Source organism: Anaerolineales bacterium (assembly GCA_016928575.1).
In the GTDB taxonomy this organism is placed as follows: domain Bacteria; phylum Chloroflexota; class Anaerolineae; order Anaerolineales; family RBG-16-64-43; genus JAFGKK01.
This window is the reverse complement of record JAFGKK010000012.1, coordinates 20155-39230: the sequence shown is the minus strand read 5'-3', so window position 1 is coordinate 39230 and position 19076 is coordinate 20155. Positions and strand designations below refer to the sequence as shown.

General features: G+C 63.5%; 18 protein-coding genes. All 18 read left to right on the top strand.

The window, feature by feature from the left end:
* Nucleotides 1-248: 248 nt before the first annotated feature.
* The 18 genes from JW929_01785 to JW929_01700 all read left to right on the top strand — a co-directional run bounded on the left by JW929_01785 (nucleotide 249) and on the right by JW929_01700 (nucleotide 18987).
* Nucleotides 249-3071 (top strand): cation-translocating P-type ATPase, encoded by a 2823-nt coding sequence (locus tag JW929_01785; protein ID MBN1438114.1) that lies wholly within the window; start codon nucleotides 249-251, stop codon nucleotides 3069-3071.
* Between the two features lie 229 nt (nucleotides 3072-3300).
* A complete protein-coding gene (locus JW929_01780; GenBank protein MBN1438113.1) occupies nucleotides 3301-4806 on the top strand; it encodes an L-lactate permease in 1506 nt (501 codons plus the stop codon).
* A gap of 210 nt (nucleotides 4807-5016) precedes the next feature.
* Nucleotides 5017-6033: a D-2-hydroxyacid dehydrogenase gene (locus JW929_01775; protein ID MBN1438112.1), complete on the top strand. Its 1017-nt coding sequence runs from the start codon at nucleotides 5017-5019 to the stop codon at nucleotides 6031-6033.
* Nucleotides 6034-6041: 8 nt separating this feature from the next.
* Complete coding sequence (locus tag JW929_01770; protein ID MBN1438111.1) at nucleotides 6042-6788, top strand: HAD family hydrolase; 747 nt, start codon at nucleotides 6042-6044, stop codon at nucleotides 6786-6788.
* A 2-nt stretch (nucleotides 6789-6790) separates the two neighbouring features.
* Nucleotides 6791-7471, top strand: a complete 681-nt coding sequence (locus JW929_01765) for a class I SAM-dependent methyltransferase (GenBank protein MBN1438110.1) — start codon at nucleotides 6791-6793, stop codon at nucleotides 7469-7471.
* Between the two features lie 4 nt (nucleotides 7472-7475).
* A complete protein-coding gene (locus tag JW929_01760; GenBank protein MBN1438109.1) occupies nucleotides 7476-8240 on the top strand; it encodes a hypothetical protein in 765 nt (254 codons plus the stop codon).
* Nucleotides 8203-9078 carry an ATP-dependent sacrificial sulfur transferase LarE gene (gene larE, locus JW929_01755; GenBank protein ID MBN1438108.1) on the top strand — a complete coding sequence of 292 codons (876 nt, stop codon included), beginning with the start codon at nucleotides 8203-8205 and terminating at the stop codon, nucleotides 9076-9078. Before JW929_01760 ends, larE begins: the two co-directional genes overlap by 38 nt.
* Nucleotides 9071-9811, top strand: a complete 741-nt coding sequence (gene larB, locus JW929_01750; protein ID MBN1438107.1) for a nickel pincer cofactor biosynthesis protein LarB — start codon at nucleotides 9071-9073, stop codon at nucleotides 9809-9811. Before larE ends, larB begins: the two co-directional genes overlap by 8 nt.
* Before the next feature lie 405 nt (nucleotides 9812-10216).
* Complete coding sequence (locus JW929_01745) at nucleotides 10217-11260, top strand: substrate-binding domain-containing protein (protein MBN1438106.1); 1044 nt, start codon at nucleotides 10217-10219, stop codon at nucleotides 11258-11260.
* Complete coding sequence (locus JW929_01740; protein MBN1438105.1) at nucleotides 11257-12993, top strand: substrate-binding domain-containing protein; 1737 nt, start codon at nucleotides 11257-11259, stop codon at nucleotides 12991-12993. The genes JW929_01745 and JW929_01740 overlap by 4 nt, the downstream gene beginning before the upstream one ends.
* 18 nt (nucleotides 12994-13011) lie before the next feature.
* Nucleotides 13012-13737, top strand: a complete 726-nt coding sequence (locus JW929_01735) for a hypothetical protein (GenBank protein MBN1438104.1) — start codon at nucleotides 13012-13014, stop codon at nucleotides 13735-13737.
* Between the two features lie 26 nt (nucleotides 13738-13763).
* Entirely contained in the window at nucleotides 13764-14948 is a 1185-nt protein-coding gene (locus JW929_01730; GenBank protein MBN1438103.1) for a hypothetical protein, read from the top strand.
* 25 nt (nucleotides 14949-14973) lie between these two features.
* Nucleotides 14974-15558, top strand: a complete 585-nt coding sequence (locus tag JW929_01725; GenBank protein ID MBN1438102.1) for a GerMN domain-containing protein — start codon at nucleotides 14974-14976, stop codon at nucleotides 15556-15558.
* Nucleotides 15559-15573: 15 nt separating this feature from the next.
* Nucleotides 15574-15894, top strand: coding sequence for a DUF4190 domain-containing protein (locus JW929_01720; protein MBN1438101.1), 321 nt, complete (start codon nucleotides 15574-15576; stop codon nucleotides 15892-15894).
* 58 nt (nucleotides 15895-15952) lie between these two features.
* Nucleotides 15953-16381 carry a cytochrome c oxidase assembly factor 1 family protein gene (locus JW929_01715; protein MBN1438100.1) on the top strand — a complete coding sequence of 143 codons (429 nt, stop codon included), beginning with the start codon at nucleotides 15953-15955 and terminating at the stop codon, nucleotides 16379-16381.
* 62 nt (nucleotides 16382-16443) lie between these two features.
* A complete protein-coding gene (larC, locus tag JW929_01710; GenBank protein MBN1438099.1) occupies nucleotides 16444-17619 on the top strand; it encodes a nickel pincer cofactor biosynthesis protein LarC in 1176 nt (391 codons plus the stop codon).
* Nucleotides 17620-17722: 103 nt separating this feature from the next.
* Nucleotides 17723-17995, top strand: a complete 273-nt coding sequence (locus tag JW929_01705) for a glutaredoxin family protein (protein MBN1438098.1) — start codon at nucleotides 17723-17725, stop codon at nucleotides 17993-17995.
* Between the two features lie 134 nt (nucleotides 17996-18129).
* A complete protein-coding gene (locus JW929_01700; protein MBN1438097.1) occupies nucleotides 18130-18987 on the top strand; it encodes a hypothetical protein in 858 nt (285 codons plus the stop codon).
* Nucleotides 18988-19076 lie beyond the last annotated feature (89 nt).

Genomic DNA, 19076 nt, shown 5'->3' with positions numbered 1-19076 from the left:
CTTCCCCCGAACGGTTGCCTTTCGAAAAAAACTCATCCCCTATCCGCCGCCGCGGATTCCTCCACCCAAACCGGGCGGATGCGTCAACCGTTACCGCAATCTCCCTGTTCCGATCCGCCGGCCGGATCGAAGGGCGCATCCGATGATACAATCCCTGCGTAGAGTAGAATATGCGCCCGAAAACGGCGGGCTTCCGACCGACGGGAATCCGTTTTGACGAACTTTCCAGAAAGGCGGCTTAACGATCCTTGACCGAGATAACTCCCCCCAAAGCTCAGGAAATCCACTCCAACAGCGTCGAGGACCTTGTCAACCAACTCGACACCCACATTCACAAAGGCCTCGGCGCCGATCAGGCCCGGGAACGGTTGGAGAAGGTCGGCCCGAACGAGCTTAAGGAACGGCCCCGGCCCGGCTTCCTGCATCTGCTCCTGGCGCAATTCAACAACTTCCTGATCATGCTGCTGATCGTGGCCGCCGGGGTGTCCATGCTCCTGGGAGAGTACGTGGACGCAGCGGCGATCCTGGCGATCGTCGTCCTCAACGCCGTTTTGGGCGTGGTTCAGGAATCGCGGGCGGAGAAAGCCCTGGCCGCATTGCGCAAGATGGCGGCCCCGAACGCAATGATTGTCCGGGACGGCGCGCAGATGCTGATCCCCTCGCGCGAGCTGGTTCCCGGCGACATTGTCCTGCTCGAGGCGGGCAACTACGTTCCCGCCGACCTGCGCTTGGTGGAAAGCGTCAACCTGAAGATCGACGAATCCGCGCTGACCGGAGAATCCCAGCCGGTCCACAAGGATTCGGGGGTGGTGCTGGACAAAGACATTCCCATCGGCGACCGGACCAACTCGGCCTTCATGAGTTCGATGATCACCTACGGGCGCGGGCGCGGATTGGTCGTGGCGACGGGGATGCACACCCAAATCGGCATGATCGCCCAGATGCTGCAAACCTACGAGGAGGAGCCGACCCCGCTGCAGCGGAGGTTGGACGACCTGGCGCGCACGCTGGGCGTGGCGGCGCTGGCGATCTGCGGGGGGATCTTCCTGTACGGCATCCTCCGCGACACCTCCCCGGGAGTGATCCTCGCCCAGGGCGTCGGGGCCTACCTGGCCGCCCACCGATCCGAGATCGTCGAATTGTTCATGACCGCGGTCAGCCTGGCGATCGCGGCCGTGCCGGAAGGACTGCCGGCGGTGGTGACGATCTGCCTGGCGCTCGGGATGCAGCGGATGGTCGGCCGGCACGCGCTGATCCGCAAGCTGGCGGCGGTGGAAACGCTGGGCAGCGCGACGGTGATCTGCTCCGACAAGACCGGAACCCTCACCCAAAACGAGATGGCCGTCACCCACGGCTGGGTGAGCCGGGCCGAGTTCACCGTCGAGGGCACGGCCTGCCTGACCGAGGGCTGCTACCGCCGGGGAGAATCGGCGTTCGAGCCGGCCCGCGATCCGGATGCGTTCCTGCTCCTGCGGGGGGCAGCGCTGTGCAACGACGCGCGGCTCGAGGAAAGCGGCGAATCCGAAGGCGAGAAAACCTGGCGCATGATCGGCGATCCGACCGAGGGGGCCCTGCTGGTTGCGGCGGCGAAGGCGGGTCTGCAACGCGAAGCGCTCGAACGGGAAGCCCCCCGGGCGGGCGAGGTCCCGTTCGACTCGGCGCGCAAGCGCATGACGACGATTCATCCCGTCCGGGGAAAGGACGGTTCCGGCTGGATTGCTTTCATGAAGGGGGCGCCGGACGTCGTCCTGGATCTGTGTACCCGGATCCGGGAAGACGGAAGCGATGTGCCGCTGACGCCCGAGCGGAAGCAGGCGGTGCTGGACGCCAACCACGGCATGGCGCGGCGCGCCCTGAGGGTCCTCAGCGTGGCCTGCCGGTCGTTATCCGAAAAACCCGATACCGAGGATGCGGAGGGGCTGGAACGGGAGATGGTGTTCGTCGGCATGCTGGGGATGATCGATCCGCCGCGGCCGGAAGTCGCGGCTGCGATCCGCACCGCCCGCGCAGCCGGATTGCGGACGGTGATGGTGACCGGCGACTACCCCGACACGGCGCGGGCGATCGGCGAGCAGATCAACCTCCTCGGAAAGGGGCAGGAGGTGCTGCCGGGCTCGGAGCTGGATGCGCTGAGCGACGCCGAAATCTCGGATCGGGCCGAGCGGGTCGGCGTGTATGCCAGGGTTTCGCCCCAGCACAAGGTCAAGATCGTCGAGGCCTTGAAATCCCGCGGCCATGTGGTGGCGATGACCGGCGACGGGGTGAACGACGCCCCGGCCCTGAAACGCTCGGATATCGGGATCGCAATGGGGATCACCGGCACCGACGTCTCGAAGGAGACCGCCGACATGGTGCTGACCGACGACAACTACGTCAGCATCGTTTCGGCGATCGAGGAAGGCCGGATCATTTATTCCAACATCCGGAAATTCGTCTACTATCTGATCTCCTGCAACATCGGGGAGATCCTGATCGTCCTGTTTTCCATGGTCGGCGGGCTTCCTTTGCCCCTCCGGCCGATCCAACTGCTGTGGCTGAACCTGGTGACCGACGGCGCGCCCGCGCTGGCGCTGGGGATGGAGAAAGGCGAACCGGACGTGATGCGGCGACCGCCTCGGCCGCCGAAGGAGCCGATCATCAACCGCGAGATGACGGCGGGCATCGCGGTTCAGGCTTTGGTGATGACGGCGGCGGTGTTAAGCGCGTTCCTGTACGGGCTGCAACGGTATCCTGGGAACCTGGCAGGCGCCCAAACGGTGGCGTTCGCCACGCTGGTCCTCTCCGAACTGCTGCGGGCGTACACCGTTCGCTCCGAGCGCATGTCCGTGTTCCAGATCGGGTTGTTCACCAACCGGTGGATGCAGGCCGCGGTCGTGAGCTCTCTGCTGCTCCTCTTGGCGGTGATCTACATCCCCTTTTTCGACCCGATTTTCAACACCGTCGCGCTCGACCTGCAGGATTGGCTGGTTTTGTTCCCCTTCGCCTTGGCCTCGTCGCTTGCCGCCGAGTTGATGAAGGGGATCTTCCGCCGGGGTTCGAATGCGCGGCGGCCGGCCGCCTCCTCCGAGTAGAATCACAAGAGCCGGGGACGCCGACCCCGGCTCTCGAAAAGGAGGAGAAGAAGAGAGAATTGCCCTTCTGTTATGTAGATTAACACATCCGTCGAAAAAATGCATGCTCGATGTCCGACGGAAAACCTACGAATGCCCTACGCCGCGCCCGTTTTAACCTTTCCTTAACACCCAGCCGATAGGAGAACGGCCCTTCCCTGCCGCAACCATGGATACTTGGCGGATCCTCTTGTCCGCGTCTCCGCTTCTGGCCATCCTCCTGCTGATCGCGGGATTGCGCTGGAACCTGATCCGAACCGGCCTCGCCGTTTGGTGCTTGACCCTTGCGCTTGCGGCGGCGGCTTTTGAAGCAGGATCCGCGACCCTCGCCGTCTCACAAGCCAAAGCGCTGTTGTTGGCGCTGGACGTCCTGCCCATCGTCTGGGGGGCGCTGTTGTTCTATTCGGTCTGTTCGGAGGCCGGGATCATCCGGGCCGTCGGGGACGGCTTGGCGGACGCCGTTCCCCGGAAAAGCCTGCGCGGACTGCTCCTGGCTTGGGCCTTTGCCTCCTTTCTGCAAGGCGCGGGAGGGTTCGGCGTTCCGGTGGTGGTCACGGCTCCGCTGATGGTCGCGTCCGGCTTCTCCCCGATCCATGCGGTGGTGCTTCCTTTCCTCGGGCATGGCTGGGCGGTAACCTTCGGATCGCTCGGGGCATCCTTCCAGGCGCTGATGTCGGCCAGCGGGTTGGGATGTGAAGCGCTGGCGGCGCCGTCGGCCGCAGTTCTCGGAATATTGTGTTTGCTGACGGGCTTCCTGATTGGCGCGTCGGTCGCCGCGAAGGGTGAATTCCTGCGCCTGTCGCCCGTTATCCTCCTTGCCGGATCGGCGATGGCCGGAATGCAGTATTTCCTGGCGGCGTCCGGCTTTTGGCAGATGGCTTCGCTGGGAGGCGGTTTGGTTGGGATACTCGTCCTGCTTGCCGCCGGGCGGCTGATGCGCGGGAGGGACGCCCCGGCGCCTGGAAAACGGGACAGCAAATTTCTCATGGGATTATCGGGCTACGTCCTGCTGGCGGCGATCGTGCTGTGCGCGCGATGGATCGGCCCCCTGCGCGACGCGCTGGAATCCTGGCAAATGCGGTTTTCGCTTCCGGCGGCGGCGACCGCGCTCGGGCACGAAACCGCCGCCGGCGAGGTGCTCCGGATTGCGCCGCTGGCGCACCCCGGGACCCTGTTGCTGTATGCCTCGCTCGCCGTGTTCCTCGCGTTTTCCGCGCGGCGCTGGTATCCTCCGGATGCGGCGGGAAAGATCCTCCGAACGACCTTCGGCCGGGCGCTTCCGGCCTCGGCCGGAATCCTGCTGATGACCGGGATCTCGACGATGCTTTCGTATTCCGGGATGACCGCGCGCTTGGCGGACGGGCTGGCCGCTACCCTCGGCGCCGCGTTCCCCGCCTGCGCGCCGTGGCTGGGCGCGGCCGGGGCTTTCCTCGCCGGGAGCAACACCAATTCCAACCTTTTGTTTGCCCCGCTGCAGCAGCAGGTAGCTCGGACGATCGGCGCGGAGGAAAAGATCCTCCTGGCGGCGCAGACCGCCGGAGGCGCCGTGGGTTCCGTGCTCTCGCCGGCGAAGGTCGGGGTCGGAACCGCCGCGGCGGGGGTTTCCTTGAGGGAAGGGGACGTAATCCGACGTTTGCTGATCCCGGCCGCGTTGTTGCTGACGGCGGCGAGCGGATTTGCCGTCTTCTTGGGTTAACCCCGCACCACTTGACCCTCACAAAAAAAAAGAATGGACATCTCCCCGTCATCCCCACATCATCGCCCCCGATGATGTGGGGAGGACGGGGAAGGGAAAGACGGGCATCATTGCAGGCCTGAGGAGAACTTGATACGATTGGTTCCCGGGCCGCATCCGCCCACTCCGTATCCCCCAAAACCAGAGACGGTTTGTGAGGAATCGGCGCCTATGGAAGAACCCGTCTTTGTCCTGATCACGGAACCGTTCTCCGCCGAGATCGTCGACCAACTGCAGGCGATCTCTCCGCGGCTTGAGTTGCACGTCCACCCTGCGAACAAACTCGAAGAGGTTCCGCCCTCCCTGCTGGCGCGGGCCGAGGTGCTCTACACCCTGCGGATCGTTCCCGCGCCGGAGCAGGCCCCGAACCTGAAATGGATCCAATTTCATCAGGCCGGCCTGGACCGCTTCGCCGATTCCCCCATCCTTCATCGGGGAGTCGAATTCACCTCGCTTTCGGGCGCGGCCGCGCCCCAGATCGCCGAGTACATCGTGATGATGCTGCTCGCGCTGGGGCACCGCCTGCCGGATCTTCTCGGGGCCCAGGCCGCCCGCGAATGGCCGCGCGATAAGTGGGAAAAGTTCGCGCCGCGCGAGCTGCGAGGTTCGACGGTCGGGATCGTGGGCTATGGCAGCGTCGGGCGCGAAACGGCCCGCCTGTGCAACGCCTTCGGGGCCAGGGTTCTTGCGGTCAAGCGCGACGTGATGGCCCCCGATGACGGCGGCTACTCTCCGGAAGGCGTAGGGGATCCGGAGGGGAGAATCCCGGCCCGCATCTACCCGCCGCAGGCGGCCAAGCGGATGCTGGCGGAATGCGATTTCGTGATCGTCTGCGCGCCGCTGACCTCCGCCACGCAGGCTTGGTTCGGCGCGGAGATGATCGCGGCGATGCGCGAAGGGGCCTGCCTGGTGGGAATCTCGCGGGGCGGAATCATCGACGAGGCGGCCCTGCGCTCCGCCTTGGCCGAGGGCAAACTCCGCGGGGCGGCGCTGGACGTGTTCGCCCGCGAGCCGCTCCCGGCCGAGGATCCGCTGTGGGAGTCGCCGCGCCTGTTCCTGACGCCGCACATCGCAGGCCATTCCCCGCTCTACGATGCCCGGGCGTCGCTGGTGTTCGCCGAAAACCTGCGCCGCTATCTTTCCCGCCAGCCGCTCGTCAACCGGCTGGATCCGCAGAGAGGGTATTAGAACCCCGAATGATTCACGGGGCAATTTTGGATTACGGATCGACACTGATCACGTTCGACGGAGATGTCGCCGAAGTGCGCGGCCGCGCGCACCGGGCGATGCTGGAGCGCCTGCGCCGCGAAGGTCTGCCGTTGCGCGAAGCGTCCTTCCTCAACCGGTTCGCGCGGAAGTTCGACGAATACGACCGCAAGCGCAACGCCGACCACCGGGAACCCACGGCCTTCGCGGTGCTGGCGGCGGTTCTCGAGGCGGAGGGGCATCCCGCCCAGCCGGCCGACCGGATCCGGCGGGCCCTGCGGGCGATGTACGAAGTGTACGAGTCGCACTGGAAGCTGTTCCCCGACACCCTTCCCGCGCTGGAGCGGATCCGCGCCTCCGGCTTGCGCCTGGCGATGCTCTCCAACGCCTCCGACGAAGAAAACGTCCGCACGATGCTGGAGGGTCACGGATTGAAGTCCTTCTTCGATCCGGTGGTCATCTCCGCCGCGATCGGAATCCGCAAGCCGGATCCCCGGGCGTTCTGGCCGATCCTGGCGGCTTGGAAAATCCCGGCCAGTGAACTCGTGATGGTCGGGGACCAATTGGGCAAAGATGTCCGCGGGGGCCTGGGGCTGGGCATGCGGACGATCTGGCTGACCACGGAAAAGGATTCGTCCACCAACAAGCCCTTGCGGAGAAAGGTCGTCCCCGACGCCCAGGTGAAAACCATCGGCGAGGCCGCGGCCCTGCTGGTGCATTGGAGGGGGCAGGCCTGACGATGAACCTTTCCGATTGGGACGGCGCATACCGCGGCGACCGCAGGATCTGGGGCCGGGGTCCGAGCGAAACGGCGCTCGCCGCCGGAGAATACTTTTCCGAGGCGGAGTTTGCGACTGCGGGCAAGCGTCTGCTGGAGATCGGCTGCGGATACGGGTGGGATTCCTTTTTCCTCGCCTCCCGGTGGGGTTTGTGCGTGACGGCCGTCGATCCCTCCCCGGCCGCGGTGGCGATGGCCCGTGCCGAGGGTCCGGAGCATGGGCGGCCGGCGGTGGAGTTCCGCACGGCCCGCTTTCAGGATCTCGCCGACTCCCCGTACGACCTGGTCTACGCCTCGAACCTTTATCAAATTCTGCCGCCGGAGGAGCGAGAGCAATTCCCGCAGGCGGTGGATTCGCTTCTTATGCCGGACGGATTGTTGATCCTCGGCCCCCTTTCTAGCCGCGATCCCGAGCATGCCGGGAATGGAGCGGCGGTCCCCGGAGATCCCAATTCCCGGATCGATCGGACGTACGTCCACATCAGCGACCGGGCCGAGCTGGAAACCGCCTTCCCCTTTTTGGAGTTCCAGAAGTTTTTCGAACAGGAATACCTCGAGAGCCGGGCGGAGGGGGCGGACCACCATCACATTTCCTGGATCCTGATCGCCGGTCGGAAGTCCGCGGGCGGCGGCAAAGGCTGATCCGATGTTGGCGCGCATCGCGGGAATTCCGATCGTCGGCCAGGGGTTGCGCAAAGCGGGAAAAGCGTTGCGCGGGTGGCGGAACGCGCGGCGGATCCGCGGCGCCCTGGGCCGTTCCCCGCTGCGGATCGTAATCGGCGCCTCGGCGACGTTCGATCCGGGCTGGATCCCGACCGAAATCGAGGCGTTGAACATTCTGCGCGAGGAGGATTGGGCGCGGTTCTTCGAACCCGGGTCGATCGACGCCATGCTAGCCGAGCACGTTTGGGAGCACCTTACCGCAGAGGAGGCTCTGCGCGGCGCGGAGTTGTGCCGCCGCTACCTCAAGCCCGGCGGATACCTGCGGATCGCCGTCCCCGATGGCTGTCATCCGGATCCGGACTATATCCGCTGGGTGGAGCCGGGCGGAAGCGGGGCGGGGGCAACGGACCATAAGGTCCTCTACACGCACCACAGTGCGAAGGCCCTCTTCGAACGGGCGGGATTCCGGGTGCGGCTGTATGAATTCTTCGACGAGGCCGGCCGTTTCCATTGCGACGAATGGTCTCCGGCCGACGGAATGATCCACCGTTCGAAGCGGTTCGACAAGCGCAACCGCGGGGGGAAGCTGGCCTATACGTCGATCATTCTCGATGCGGTGACTCCCTCGCCGGCCGTCCTTGTCCCCCCAATCCCGGGGGAGGGCGGCCGAACCCGCCCCGGAGCGGGCGGCGGCAGGCCGGATGAGGGGAGTGCCGGATTCCGAAAGGCGGCACGCCGTGCAGGATGAATCCCAACTTGCCGCGAAGCAAAACGCTTTGTTCTCGATCCTGAAGGACATGGGATCGGTGCTGGTCGCCTATTCCGGCGGCGTGGACAGCAGTTATCTGCTGTGGGCCGCGGTGCGGGCGCTCGGAGCGGGGAAGGTGACCGCCGCGACGGCCCGGTCGCCGATTTACGTCGAGCAAGATGAGGAATCCCTGCGGGCGCTTCCCCGCGAGCTTGGAATCCGGCATCTGTTCCGGGACGTGCGGCAACTCGAGGACGAGGTTTTCACCCATAATCCGCAGGACCGGTGCTATTACTGCAAACGCGGCGTGCTGGAGTCGTTCGCGGAATTGGCCCGCCGGGAAGGGATCGATTGGGTCGTCGAGGGTTCCAACCGCGACGACCTGGGCGACTACCGCCCCGGCGAACGGGCGGCGCGCGAGGCGGGAACGCGCAGTCCGTTGTGCGAGGCGGATCTGGCCAAGGCCGAGATCCGCGGATTGGCCCGCCGCGCGGGACTCGCGGCGTGGGATAAGCCGGCCGAATCCTGCCTGGCGACCCGGTTCCCCTACGGGGCGCGGATCACGTCCGAAGGATTGCGGCGCGTGCGGGAAGCCGAGGCGGCGCTCAAGGCGATGGGGTTCCACGATGTGCGCGTGCGGGATTACGGGGCGATGGCCCGCGTGGAAGTGGCGCCGGAGGAAATCGCCCTCCTTGCGTCGCCGGAAACCGCCGCCCAAGCGGCGGCGGCCCTGCGGCGCGCCGGATACGCTTACGTCGCCGCCGACCTGCAGGGGTATCGGCGGGGAAGTCTAAACGAGACGCTCGGCCCTTCGGCCGGAGAGGGACGCCATGGATAGCAACCGGGTGCGCGAACTGCTGGAGCAGGTCCGCAGCGGAAGATTGAGCGTGGAGGATGCCTTCGCCGGCATCAAAGACCTGCCGTACGAGGATCTCGGATTCGCGCGGATCGACACCCACCGCGCGCTGCGCAAGGGATATCCCGAGGTGATCTTCTGCCCGGGAAAAACCGTCGACCAGATCGCCGCCATCTTCGAGCGCGTGGCCCAAGGCGAAGGCCGGGTGATGGCGGCGCGCGCTTCCGCCGAGGCGGCCGAAGCCATCCGCAGAAAATTTCCGCAGGCCGTCCATCATGCGTCGGCGCGAATCGTCACCCTCGGGGAGACCGCACCCTCCGGGAAGGGGACGGTCCTCGTGCTCAGCGCCGGAACGGCCGACATCCCCGTCGCGGACGAGGCGGCGGTGACCGCCGAAACGCTCGGCAGCAAAGTCGAGCGGCTGTTCGACGTCGGCGTGGCGGGAATCCACCGTTTGCTGGACCGCCGCGAAACGCTGTTTTCGGCCAATGTGCTGATCGTCGTGGCCGGAATGGACGGCGCGCTGCCCAGCGTCGTCGGCGGGCTGGTCAGCCGGCCGGTGATCGCGGTCCCCACCAGCGTCGGATACGGGGCTTCCTTCGGCGGATTGGCCGCGCTGCTGACGATGCTCAACTCCTGCGCGCCGGGCGTGACCGTGGTGAATATCGACAACGGGTTTGGCGCCGGATTCTCCGCGCATCTAATGAACCAATAAGAGGAGCCGATCGGGATTGCTCCCAGCCGAAACCGCCCATCCCCGGCGCGGGAGATTGCTTCGCCGCCTTCGGCGTCTCGCAATGACAACATGGAATCCCCCACGGGCGGCGCGGATGCGTCCTCTTCCGGTAATCCTGGCCATCCTGAAAAATCCAGCAATCCTGTCCCGGATGTCTTCCTCCTTCGCCAGCCGAAACCTCCCATCCCCGGCGGGGGAGATGGCTTCATTCCATCCCGTGGTAGCGCCGGGCGAAGAGGGGCCGCAGAGGCATTTCTCCATACCTTGTCGTCCTGCTTTGCGTATATACCCATGAGCCTTGCCTTTCGGGCTCGCCGTCCGGCGGTCATGGAATGAGCAAACGCCGGTCATGGGGATGGATGTTTTCGTCTATAATAAGCCAATATGAACAGCACGCCGCGCCTAAACCGGTTTTTGTTTGTTGCCTTCATTTTCCTTTCCTTCTGCGTGGGAAGCGCCGCGTTGTTCTCGCCGCAGGTCCGCAGTCTGTCGTATGCCCCCCTGCGGGATTCCCTGTTTCCCAATTTTTACCTGAATCCCCAAGCCGGAAAACCGGTGACCCTGCTCGTCGCTGTCCCGTCTGCTTTGGAGAATTGGGTCAAGGATTCCACGGCCGATTTCTCCAGCCAGAATCCGCTGATCACCGTCGAGCTGACCGTGGTCCGGGGCGTGGATGCCGGCCGGCGGCTGAACGTAATGACCGGGATTCCGGACGTGTGGATCGCCGAATCGGACTGGACCCGGACGGCGGCGGGCGGAATCCCGTTCGAAACCGAGGGGTGGGTCGTCGCGCAGGATTCCTTCGTCTGGACGGTTTGGTCCGGATCGCGGGCCGATGCGCTTTCCCAATTGGATTGGGGATCCATTTCCCGGCTGGCCGCTTCCGATCCGCAGTTCCGTCTGGCGGTTCCGCCGGAAGGAAGCGTGGAGGGGATGGGCGGATGCCTTTCGGCGGCCGCGGAATATTTCCAGCAATCCGTGCTGACGGCGGATCAGATCAACGACGCATCCTTCCAAAGATGGAAGTCGGAGTTGTTGGAGTCGGTCCCGGATCTGAAGCGCAATCCGTTCGACCAGCTGACCAGCCGCCCCCCGCAGGCGGATGCGGCCTTTCTGCCCCTCAGCGACGGCCGCCGCCTGGACGGGTCGGCGTTCCTCCTGCAGGCCCCGCAATCCGCGGCGGTTCTTAATTTCACCTTTTATATCCGCTCTTCCTGGCTGGAGATCGAGGATTGGGAGGCGGAGTTGCAGCGCCAAGCGGCGGAGAAATTCCGCGCTCATTTATTAAGCGGCGGCGTGCAGGGCGGATTGGCGGCGCACGGCCTGAGCGGCCCCGGGGCGGATTTCCCCAACCCCGTCCGCCCGGCGGATGAGCACGCCGTCTATGCCCTGCAGTTCTGCTGGAGTCGTCAAGGAGGGAATGCATGAAGCGCCTGATCGCAGTCATCCTCGGAGTGAGCGTGTTCGCGGCGGCCTGCAGCATCATCGGCGAAGCCAAACCCAAGGACGCCGTGGAGATCAGCATCACCTACGCGCCCGAGAGCGAACTGTACTTGAAGGAAGCCGTCGAAGCCTTCAACCAAACCTCGGCCGCCGGCAAGAATCCCGTCACCAACCAACCCTACGCGGCCGGCGAGAAGCCGGTCTGGGTGACCGGAGGCTCCGGATCCTCGGGCACGGTGGCGCAGGGGATCATCAACGCCATCCTGGCGCCCAACAACGAAAACGTCGCCCGGCCGACGATCTTCAGCCCGTCGGTCAGCCATTGGCTGGCGCTGGTGAACTACCAGACGGGCCGGGAGATCTTCACCCTCTCCGACTGCCCGCCGACCGCGCTCGCCCCGGTGGTGATGGCGATTTGGGAATCGCGCCTGCGGGCGATCCAAAACAAAAACGGCGGCCGGCCGGTGGGATGGGAGGAGCTCCTGGAAGTGATGAACTCCCCCAACGGCTGGGCGGATTACGGCATCGGCGGGAACCGCACGACGGTCTACTACGGACACACCGATCCCTACATCAGTTCGACGGCGATCTCGACTCTGATCGCGGAATTCTACGCCAGCGCCATGTACAATGCCGGCGCCGGCGATATCCGCCGCTTGACCATGGACCTGGTGCAGGACGAGGAGGTGCAGGCGGGCGTGCGCCGGATCGAGAGCCTGATCAAGCACTACTCCTCGCGCACGACCGAGTTCAAGGAATACATCGCCCAGGGCCCGGAATACCTGGATTTCGTGGCGCTGGAGGAGAACGATCTGATCTTCATCAACCAGGGCAAGACCCAATACAAGCCGCCGGAGAAGCTGGTGGCCTTGTATCCGAAGGAAGGGACCTTCTGGCACGAGCATCCGTTCGCCGTCCCCAACGCGGATTGGGTGACCGAGGAACAGCGGACGGCCGCGAAACTGTTCACCGACTACATCCTCGGCGAAACGGTCCAGCGCAAGGTGCTGGAGAACGGATTCCGGCCGGTTAACGCCAGCGTTGCGATCGGATACCCGATCGTCGCGGAACTGGGGGTGGATCCGAACCAGCCGGCGACCGTCCTGAACGTGCCCGACCCGGACGTGATCGCCGCCGTCCAAGCCAGCTGGCAGTACGTGAAGAAGCAGGGCGACATCCTGCTGGTGATCGACCGCTCCGGCTCGATGGAAGGCGATAAGATCGAGCAGGTGAAGCAGGCGGCGGTGCTGTTCCTGGACAAGATGCCCAAGCAGAACCGGGTCGGATTGACGATCTTCAACGATACGGTGCTGGAATTGGTGCCCCCCGGGCTGGTGGAGGAGGTCAGCAACCGGATCGCCACGCAGATCTACGCCCTGGAGGCGGTCGGCGGCACGGCGCTGTACGACACGCTGATCCTGACCATCGACGAATTGATGGCCACGGCCCCGGCAGAAGGGGAAGACCGGATCCGCGCCATCGTCCTGCTGAGCGACGGCCAGGACACGGCGAGCGCGGCCACCTTGAACCAGGTCCTGGAGAAGATCGCCGAGGGGCGGACCGGACGCAACCCGATCCTGATCATCCCGGTCGCCTACGGCTCCGACGCCGACATCGGCGCCTTGAACAGCATCGCGCGCGCCTCGGCCACCAAGGTGCAGTCCGGCGATCCCGACGACATCGCCAAACTGCTGGAAATCATCAGCAGTTACTTCTAAGCCGGGAAGGACGAAGCGATGCGATCCCCTTGGATGACCGCCTTGTTCCATAGCTTGAATCCGGCGATGCTGGGCCTGGCCGTGCTGGCCGGTTTGACCGCGGCGTGGTGGCTGTTTCCGGTGGGGCTGATCCTGTGGCTGGTCATGGTCGCGCGGGTCGCCACCGATCGCCGGATCCGCATGGACTACGACATGCGAGCCCGGTCGGGAACGCTGTCGGCGCGGTTCCAGGAGCAGTATTCCAAGGTCGTACGCTCGCAGATGCGGATCTTCAATTCGCTGATGAGCGCCAGCGGACGGACGAAAACGGCACTCGATCCGGTTCAGGCGGAAATCGAGCTGCTGACCAAACGGGTGTATAACCTCTGCCGGCAAATGACCGGCCCCGAAAATTTCCTCAAGGTCTCGAAGATGAACACCGACCTGGAGGGCGAGCGGGCCCTGCTCAAACTCGGCCTGGAAACCGAGAGCGATCCGCTGGTGAAGCGGGAGAAGCAGGAGGCCCTGCAGGCCGTCGAGGATCGGATCAAGAAGCTGAAGAAGGTGGAAACCCTGCTCAACCGCGTGGAGGCCCAGCTGGCGAGCATGATCACCACGATGGACGCCCTGCTCGCAGACATCGCGCGCCTGCAAGCCTTGGGCGGCGCGCAGGCGGCGAAAGAGGCGCCGCAGATCGTCCGGCAGATTCGGGCCCAATCCGCGCAGGTGGAAGAGTTCGCCAAGGAAGCCGCCAACCTGGCCTGACGGCCGAAAGGGGGGATAGGAAAACCATGCGTTTCCGTTTCCGCAGAACCGCGCTCATGGGGGCGGTATGCGCCGCCGCCGGAATCGCCTGTTGGACCTCATTCCTTGGCACGCCGCCGAAGGATCCGGCGTTCGGACCGCAGGACGAACCGCCGGCATTTCCATGGGGCGAGGGCGAAATGCAATTCGTCCGGCTGTCACGGGAAGACGGGGCGCTGATTCAATACACCCAGGTGCTGGTCGACAGGGAAGGGACCGTCTACCTGTTCTGGCAGGAAGAGTACGGCGACGGCGATTACCGCTCGTATGATTATCTGCTGCGGCGGCGTCGGACGGACGGGTCGTGGGACGCCGAGGAGCGGATCGAAAATTCGGAGTTGAATTTTGATCCGTTCTTTCTGATGGACGACCAGGGCCGCCCCTGCTTCACCTACTACGAAGATGCGGACACCGCCGTACTCGGATTGAACTGCAGGGTGGGGGGCGGCTGGATGACGTCCAATGTCGACGGATATGCGGATTTGATAAATCACAGCCTCTCGCTGTTTCTGGATCCGCCCCGGATCGTGACGGCCTACATCACCCTGGAAGGATCTTATGGTATCCTGCACTTCAACGGAAAGCCGGTATTCCGCGGGATAGGGGATATATCCGGCGTGCGTCTGGCGCACGACGGAGCCGGGACATATTACTTGTTATTCTGGATGGACGACGACACCGTTTCCGCCGCCCCGATGATGATCTCGGAATCCATGGATCGGGGCCAAACGTGGTCCGCCCCGGCGGAAATTTTCCGCGGCCATGGAGGGGAGCCGAAATTCTTCCTGGGGCGGGACGGCACGCTGTACCTGGCCTGGACGGAATTAAATAAGCTGATTCTCCTGCACCATCCGCCGTCTGCGGAGTGGATCCGGCTGGAACTTCCGTTTGACCGGAAGTACGCATTTTTTAACGAGGATATCTTTCTCGGCGAATCCGACCGGGGAATCCTATGGATTGCGTTGTGGGACGAGAACGGCATGCATACCCTGCATGGGACCGCGGAGGAAGGATTCGGCGACCCCGTCCCGGTGTTGAGCGGCGCCTATTCGGAGTATTGGATGACCGGTGAATCCGCGGTCTTCAACGGCGACGGATCGTTGTATTTCACCGGCGTGGCGTATGATAGGGACGATATTGATCTGAGTTATGCCGTTTTCGGGTGGATTTAGCACCGTGGTTTTCCGGGAGACCGGCATGAAGCGTCGCGTTCTCATCCTTATGGTCCTTGCCGCGGGCGGATTGGCGTGCGCGAGAACCGCCACGCCCTCTCCCGGACAGCCGGCCGCGCCGGTCGAAACCGGCCTGCCGGCCGCCACGCCGACTTCCACCGCGGCGATGACGGCCGTTTGGGTGTATTACACAATGGCCGCCGACGAGAACATGACGCCCGTTCCGGTGGAGCGGAGCGTGCCGGAGTCGGCCAACGAAGCCGTCCTGCTGCATTCGACGCTTAAGGAGCTGGTCAAGGGGCCGACCGGGGCCGAGCAGGCCGCGGGGATGACCTCCTGGTTTTCGGCCGAGACGGCCGGAACGGTCGTCGCGGTATCCGCCGGGGACGGAGAATTCACCGTGGACGTCGCCGGATGGCCGGCCCTGATTCCAAACGCCTCGACCAGCGCCGGAAGCCGGATGCTGCTCTCGCAGATGAACAGCACGGTGTTCCAATTCGGCTTCGTTCAGAAAGTACAATACACCCTGAACGGGGATTGCGCCGCCTTTTGGGAATGGCTGCAGATGGACTGCCATCCGGTGACCCGCGCCGAATGGGAAGCCGGTTGAGGAGAAGGCTGGATCGTGAGCGAGTCGCTGGAAGGGCGGTCGTATCTTCCGCCGGAAGAACCGCTGGAAAAGGAAAGCTCTCTGGCCTGGACCAGCCTGGTGTTCGGCATCCTGAGTTGGGTTGCGGCTCCGGTTTTCTTCGCTGTCCCGGCGGTCCTCTTGGGACATATGGCGAGGACACGGATTGCGCGATCGGCGGGGCGGCTGAGGGGTGATGGACTGGCGGTGGCCGGTCTGTTGCTCGGCTACGCCAATCTGGTTTTAGCCGCGGTGGCCGCGGCCTGCCTGGCGGGCCTTTTCCTCATTCCGGCGTTGGTGCGGATGCTTTCAAGGTGATCCTTCGAGACATCCCCGGCATTCGGTATCGAACGAATACCAAAAAAGGGAGGCAAGAATGGAAACCACAACCCCGAAAAAAGGCTGGCTTTCCCGGAACGTCATCTGGTTGATCCCGGTCAGCGTGCTGGCCGTGGTGCTGGTTTTGGCGCTGTCGTGCGTGGGCTGCGGAACGGCGGGCTTCTTCGGCGTCTTCGGGCTGATGAAATCCCATCCCGCGTATCAGGAAGGCTTGGCCTTGGTTCAAGAAAACACCCGGGCGCAAGAGCTCTTGGGCGAGCCCATCGAAGCGGGATGGTTCGTCAGCGGCGAAGTCTCCGAGACGGGCGCCACCGGAACCGCGGAACTCTCGGTTCCCGTCTCCGGACCGAAGGGGTCCGGCGTGGTGTACATCACGGCCCGCAAGCGCGCGGGCGAATGGGTGCTGATCGAGGTGGTGTTGGTGATGGACAAAACCAAACAGCGGGTTCTGATTCTGGCGGATTAATCACGGCGGGGCTGTTTGTCGGCCGCCCGGGTAGCTTCCGCATCATAAAGGAACGCAGAAATATGAAGACAATCGCCTACTTCGATTGTTATTCCGGCATCAGCGGCAACATGGCGCTCGGCGCGCTGATGGATTGCGGCGTCGCGCCGGATTCGCTTAAGGCTGAATTGCATAAATTGAACCTGGGCGGGTACCGGCTGGAGGTCCGCGAGGCGGAAAAGTCCGGCCTGCGCGGTCTCTTCGTCGACGTTCCGGTGGAGGAGAAGCAGCCCCACCGCCATCTGCGGGACATCGAGGAGATCATCCTCCGCGGCGGCTTTACGGCACGGATCCGGGAACGGAGTCTGGCGGTCTTTCGCAGGCTGGCGGAAGCGGAATCGCGGGTCCACGGCGAAGCGGTGGAGAAAATCCATTTTCACGAGGTCGGCGCGGTGGACGCGATCGTCGACATCGTCGGGACCGCGATCTGCCTGGAGATTCTGGGGGTTGAGAACGTGTACGCGTCGCCGCTGCACATCGGCGCCGGAACCGTGCAATCCGCGCACGGGCTGCTGCCTGTCCCCGCTCCGGCGACGGCCGAACTTCTGCGGGGGGTTCCGGTCTACGGTCGGGACGTAGAGGCCGAATTGGTCACCCCGACCGGCGCGGCGCTCTTGGCGGGGCTTGCGGCGGAGTTTGGCGCGGCGCCGCCGATGCGGGTCGAACGGGTGGGATACGGCGCCGGAACCCGCGACCTGCCGTGGGCCAACCTGTTGCGCGTGACGATCGGCGCGGTCGCGGATCGGGAGCCGTCCGCCGCGCGGGAATTGGTCGTGGAAGCCAACATCGACGACATGAATCCCCAGTGGTACGAGCACGTCACCGAACGGCTGTTTGCGGCGGGGGCGCTCGACGTGTACCTCACCCCGATCCACATGAAGCGCAACCGGCCGGCGGTGATGCTCGGAATGCTGGTGGAGGAAACCCGGTTGGATCCGGTGCTCGGGATCCTGTTTGCGGAGACCACGACCATCGGCGTGCGGATCCATCCGGTCGAGCGGCGCAAGCTCGACCGCGAGGAAAAGACGGTCGAGACGCCCTATGGTACGGTGCGGGTGAAAAACGCCAAGTGGGAAGGACGGGTGATGAACGCGGCACCGGAATACCGGGATTGTCTGCGGCTGGCGGAGGAAAAGAACGTCCCGCTCAAGGAAGTGTGGCAGGCGGCGCTGGCCGCGGCCCGGGCGATGAAGAAATAGACGTTTCATCGCAGAGGCGCAGAGAACGCAGAGGAGAACACTGTCCCTGCGGCCTCTGCGTCTCTGCGGTAAAAAAGGTTTTCAGAAGACCGAGAGAAAAATCATGCCAAAAAGTGAAACCGGTTCGTCCGATCCGAAGGCGGAAGTGATTCTTTATTGCACGCAGTGGTGCCCGAGCTGCCGCGCGGCGCGGAATTTCCTCAAGGAACACGGCATTGCGTACACCGAGATCGACATCCACCGCGATTCGCAGGCCGCGGCGCGCGTCCGCGGCTGGGCGGACGGCAACGAGACCACTCCGACCTTCGACATCGGCGGCCAGATCGTGGTGGATTGGGAAAAGGAACGGGTGGCGGAACTGCTGGGGATCGGTTGAGGCGCCGGTATCCGCAAATCGGGATTATGGGGAAGAGGGCGGACTTAACCCATTCCAATACTCGATGAAAACCACCGCTTCCCCTTATCGTCGGGTTCGGGAAAAGGGCTTCCGGTTTTTCCGGAAGCCCTTTTATGCTTCTCCGCCGCGGCGCGGGGAAATCCGGAAAAATCCAGGGTATCGATTTGGATTATTTAACCCGGCGTTATGCGGACATCATCCCCAATGCGTTTCGGGCGCGGACTCTGGCTTCTAGTCACTTGGAGAAGCTTTCCAAAACCATTCCGGAGAAGAAATTATCGGATCATTTTGGTTTTTCCGTTTCTTTCCTTTGCCATCGATTGGCCCAAGAAAAAGCCGACCTAGAAGAGAGGATTTTTCTGGACTATGTGAAAGAAAAAAAATTAGTTCTTGCGGTTTCAAACGATCCGGAACTCGGCTATCGGATACCGGATGCGGATGAAATCGTTTCCAGCGGTGCAAATCCTTATCAATATTATCTATTCAACGACGTTGACGTTTCTTCCATGAACTCGCTGGAACGGCACGTCGGGGAACTGCTGGATCGACAACAAACCATTGTCTGGTGGTTTAAAAACCGGGTTAAGGGAGGGTGGTATTCCATTCAGGGTTGGAGGGAAAACCGCTTTTTTCCAGATTTCGTCGCGGCCAAGAAAAACACGTCCGGTAAGCTGGATATCGTATACATTCTCGAGGCGAAGGGGGAGCATATCGCGGGAAACGAGGATACGACATATAAGAAACAAGTTCTCGACCTCATGACCGAGCAGAGCCGCATGGGGCAATTACAAACGTATGTGCAAAAGGAGTTTCCCGGATTCCATATCAATGAGAAAATCGAGGAATATCTTGTGGAAGAGGGTCAGGAAGAAGCAAAGATACGCAGCCTTTTTTCCATCAAAGAGTCATCCAAAATCAAAGCAAAACCCTTGAATAACACACGAAAAAAACAAAGAGCTAAAGCAAAGTAAATTACGTTTCGATGAGTATAGTAATTAATTCAACCCTGGATGCCCGCTAAGAACACGCGGGCATGACGGCCTATTCCGCTAATGCCCAA

Coding starts and splice junctions, on each gene's coding strand:
- JW929_01725 (MBN1438102.1), top strand. CDS start 14,974: ATGAAGCGTCGCGTTCTCATCCTTATGGTCCTTGCCGCGGGCGGATTG.
- JW929_01765 (MBN1438110.1), top strand. CDS start 6,791: ATGAACCTTTCCGATTGGGACGGCGCATACCGCGGCGACCGCAGGATC.
- JW929_01775 (MBN1438112.1), top strand. CDS start 5,017: ATGGAAGAACCCGTCTTTGTCCTGATCACGGAACCGTTCTCCGCCGAG.
- JW929_01700 (MBN1438097.1), top strand. CDS start 18,130: ATGCTTCTCCGCCGCGGCGCGGGGAAATCCGGAAAAATCCAGGGTATC.
- larC (MBN1438099.1), top strand. CDS start 16,444: ATGAAGACAATCGCCTACTTCGATTGTTATTCCGGCATCAGCGGCAAC.
- JW929_01745 (MBN1438106.1), top strand. CDS start 10,217: ATGAACAGCACGCCGCGCCTAAACCGGTTTTTGTTTGTTGCCTTCATT.
- JW929_01770 (MBN1438111.1), top strand. CDS start 6,042: ATGATTCACGGGGCAATTTTGGATTACGGATCGACACTGATCACGTTC.
- JW929_01760 (MBN1438109.1), top strand. CDS start 7,476: ATGTTGGCGCGCATCGCGGGAATTCCGATCGTCGGCCAGGGGTTGCGC.
- JW929_01715 (MBN1438100.1), top strand. CDS start 15,953: ATGGAAACCACAACCCCGAAAAAAGGCTGGCTTTCCCGGAACGTCATC.
- JW929_01740 (MBN1438105.1), top strand. CDS start 11,257: ATGAAGCGCCTGATCGCAGTCATCCTCGGAGTGAGCGTGTTCGCGGCG.
- JW929_01705 (MBN1438098.1), top strand. CDS start 17,723: ATGCCAAAAAGTGAAACCGGTTCGTCCGATCCGAAGGCGGAAGTGATT.
- larB (MBN1438107.1), top strand. CDS start 9,071: ATGGATAGCAACCGGGTGCGCGAACTGCTGGAGCAGGTCCGCAGCGGA.
- JW929_01735 (MBN1438104.1), top strand. CDS start 13,012: ATGCGATCCCCTTGGATGACCGCCTTGTTCCATAGCTTGAATCCGGCG.
- JW929_01730 (MBN1438103.1), top strand. CDS start 13,764: ATGCGTTTCCGTTTCCGCAGAACCGCGCTCATGGGGGCGGTATGCGCC.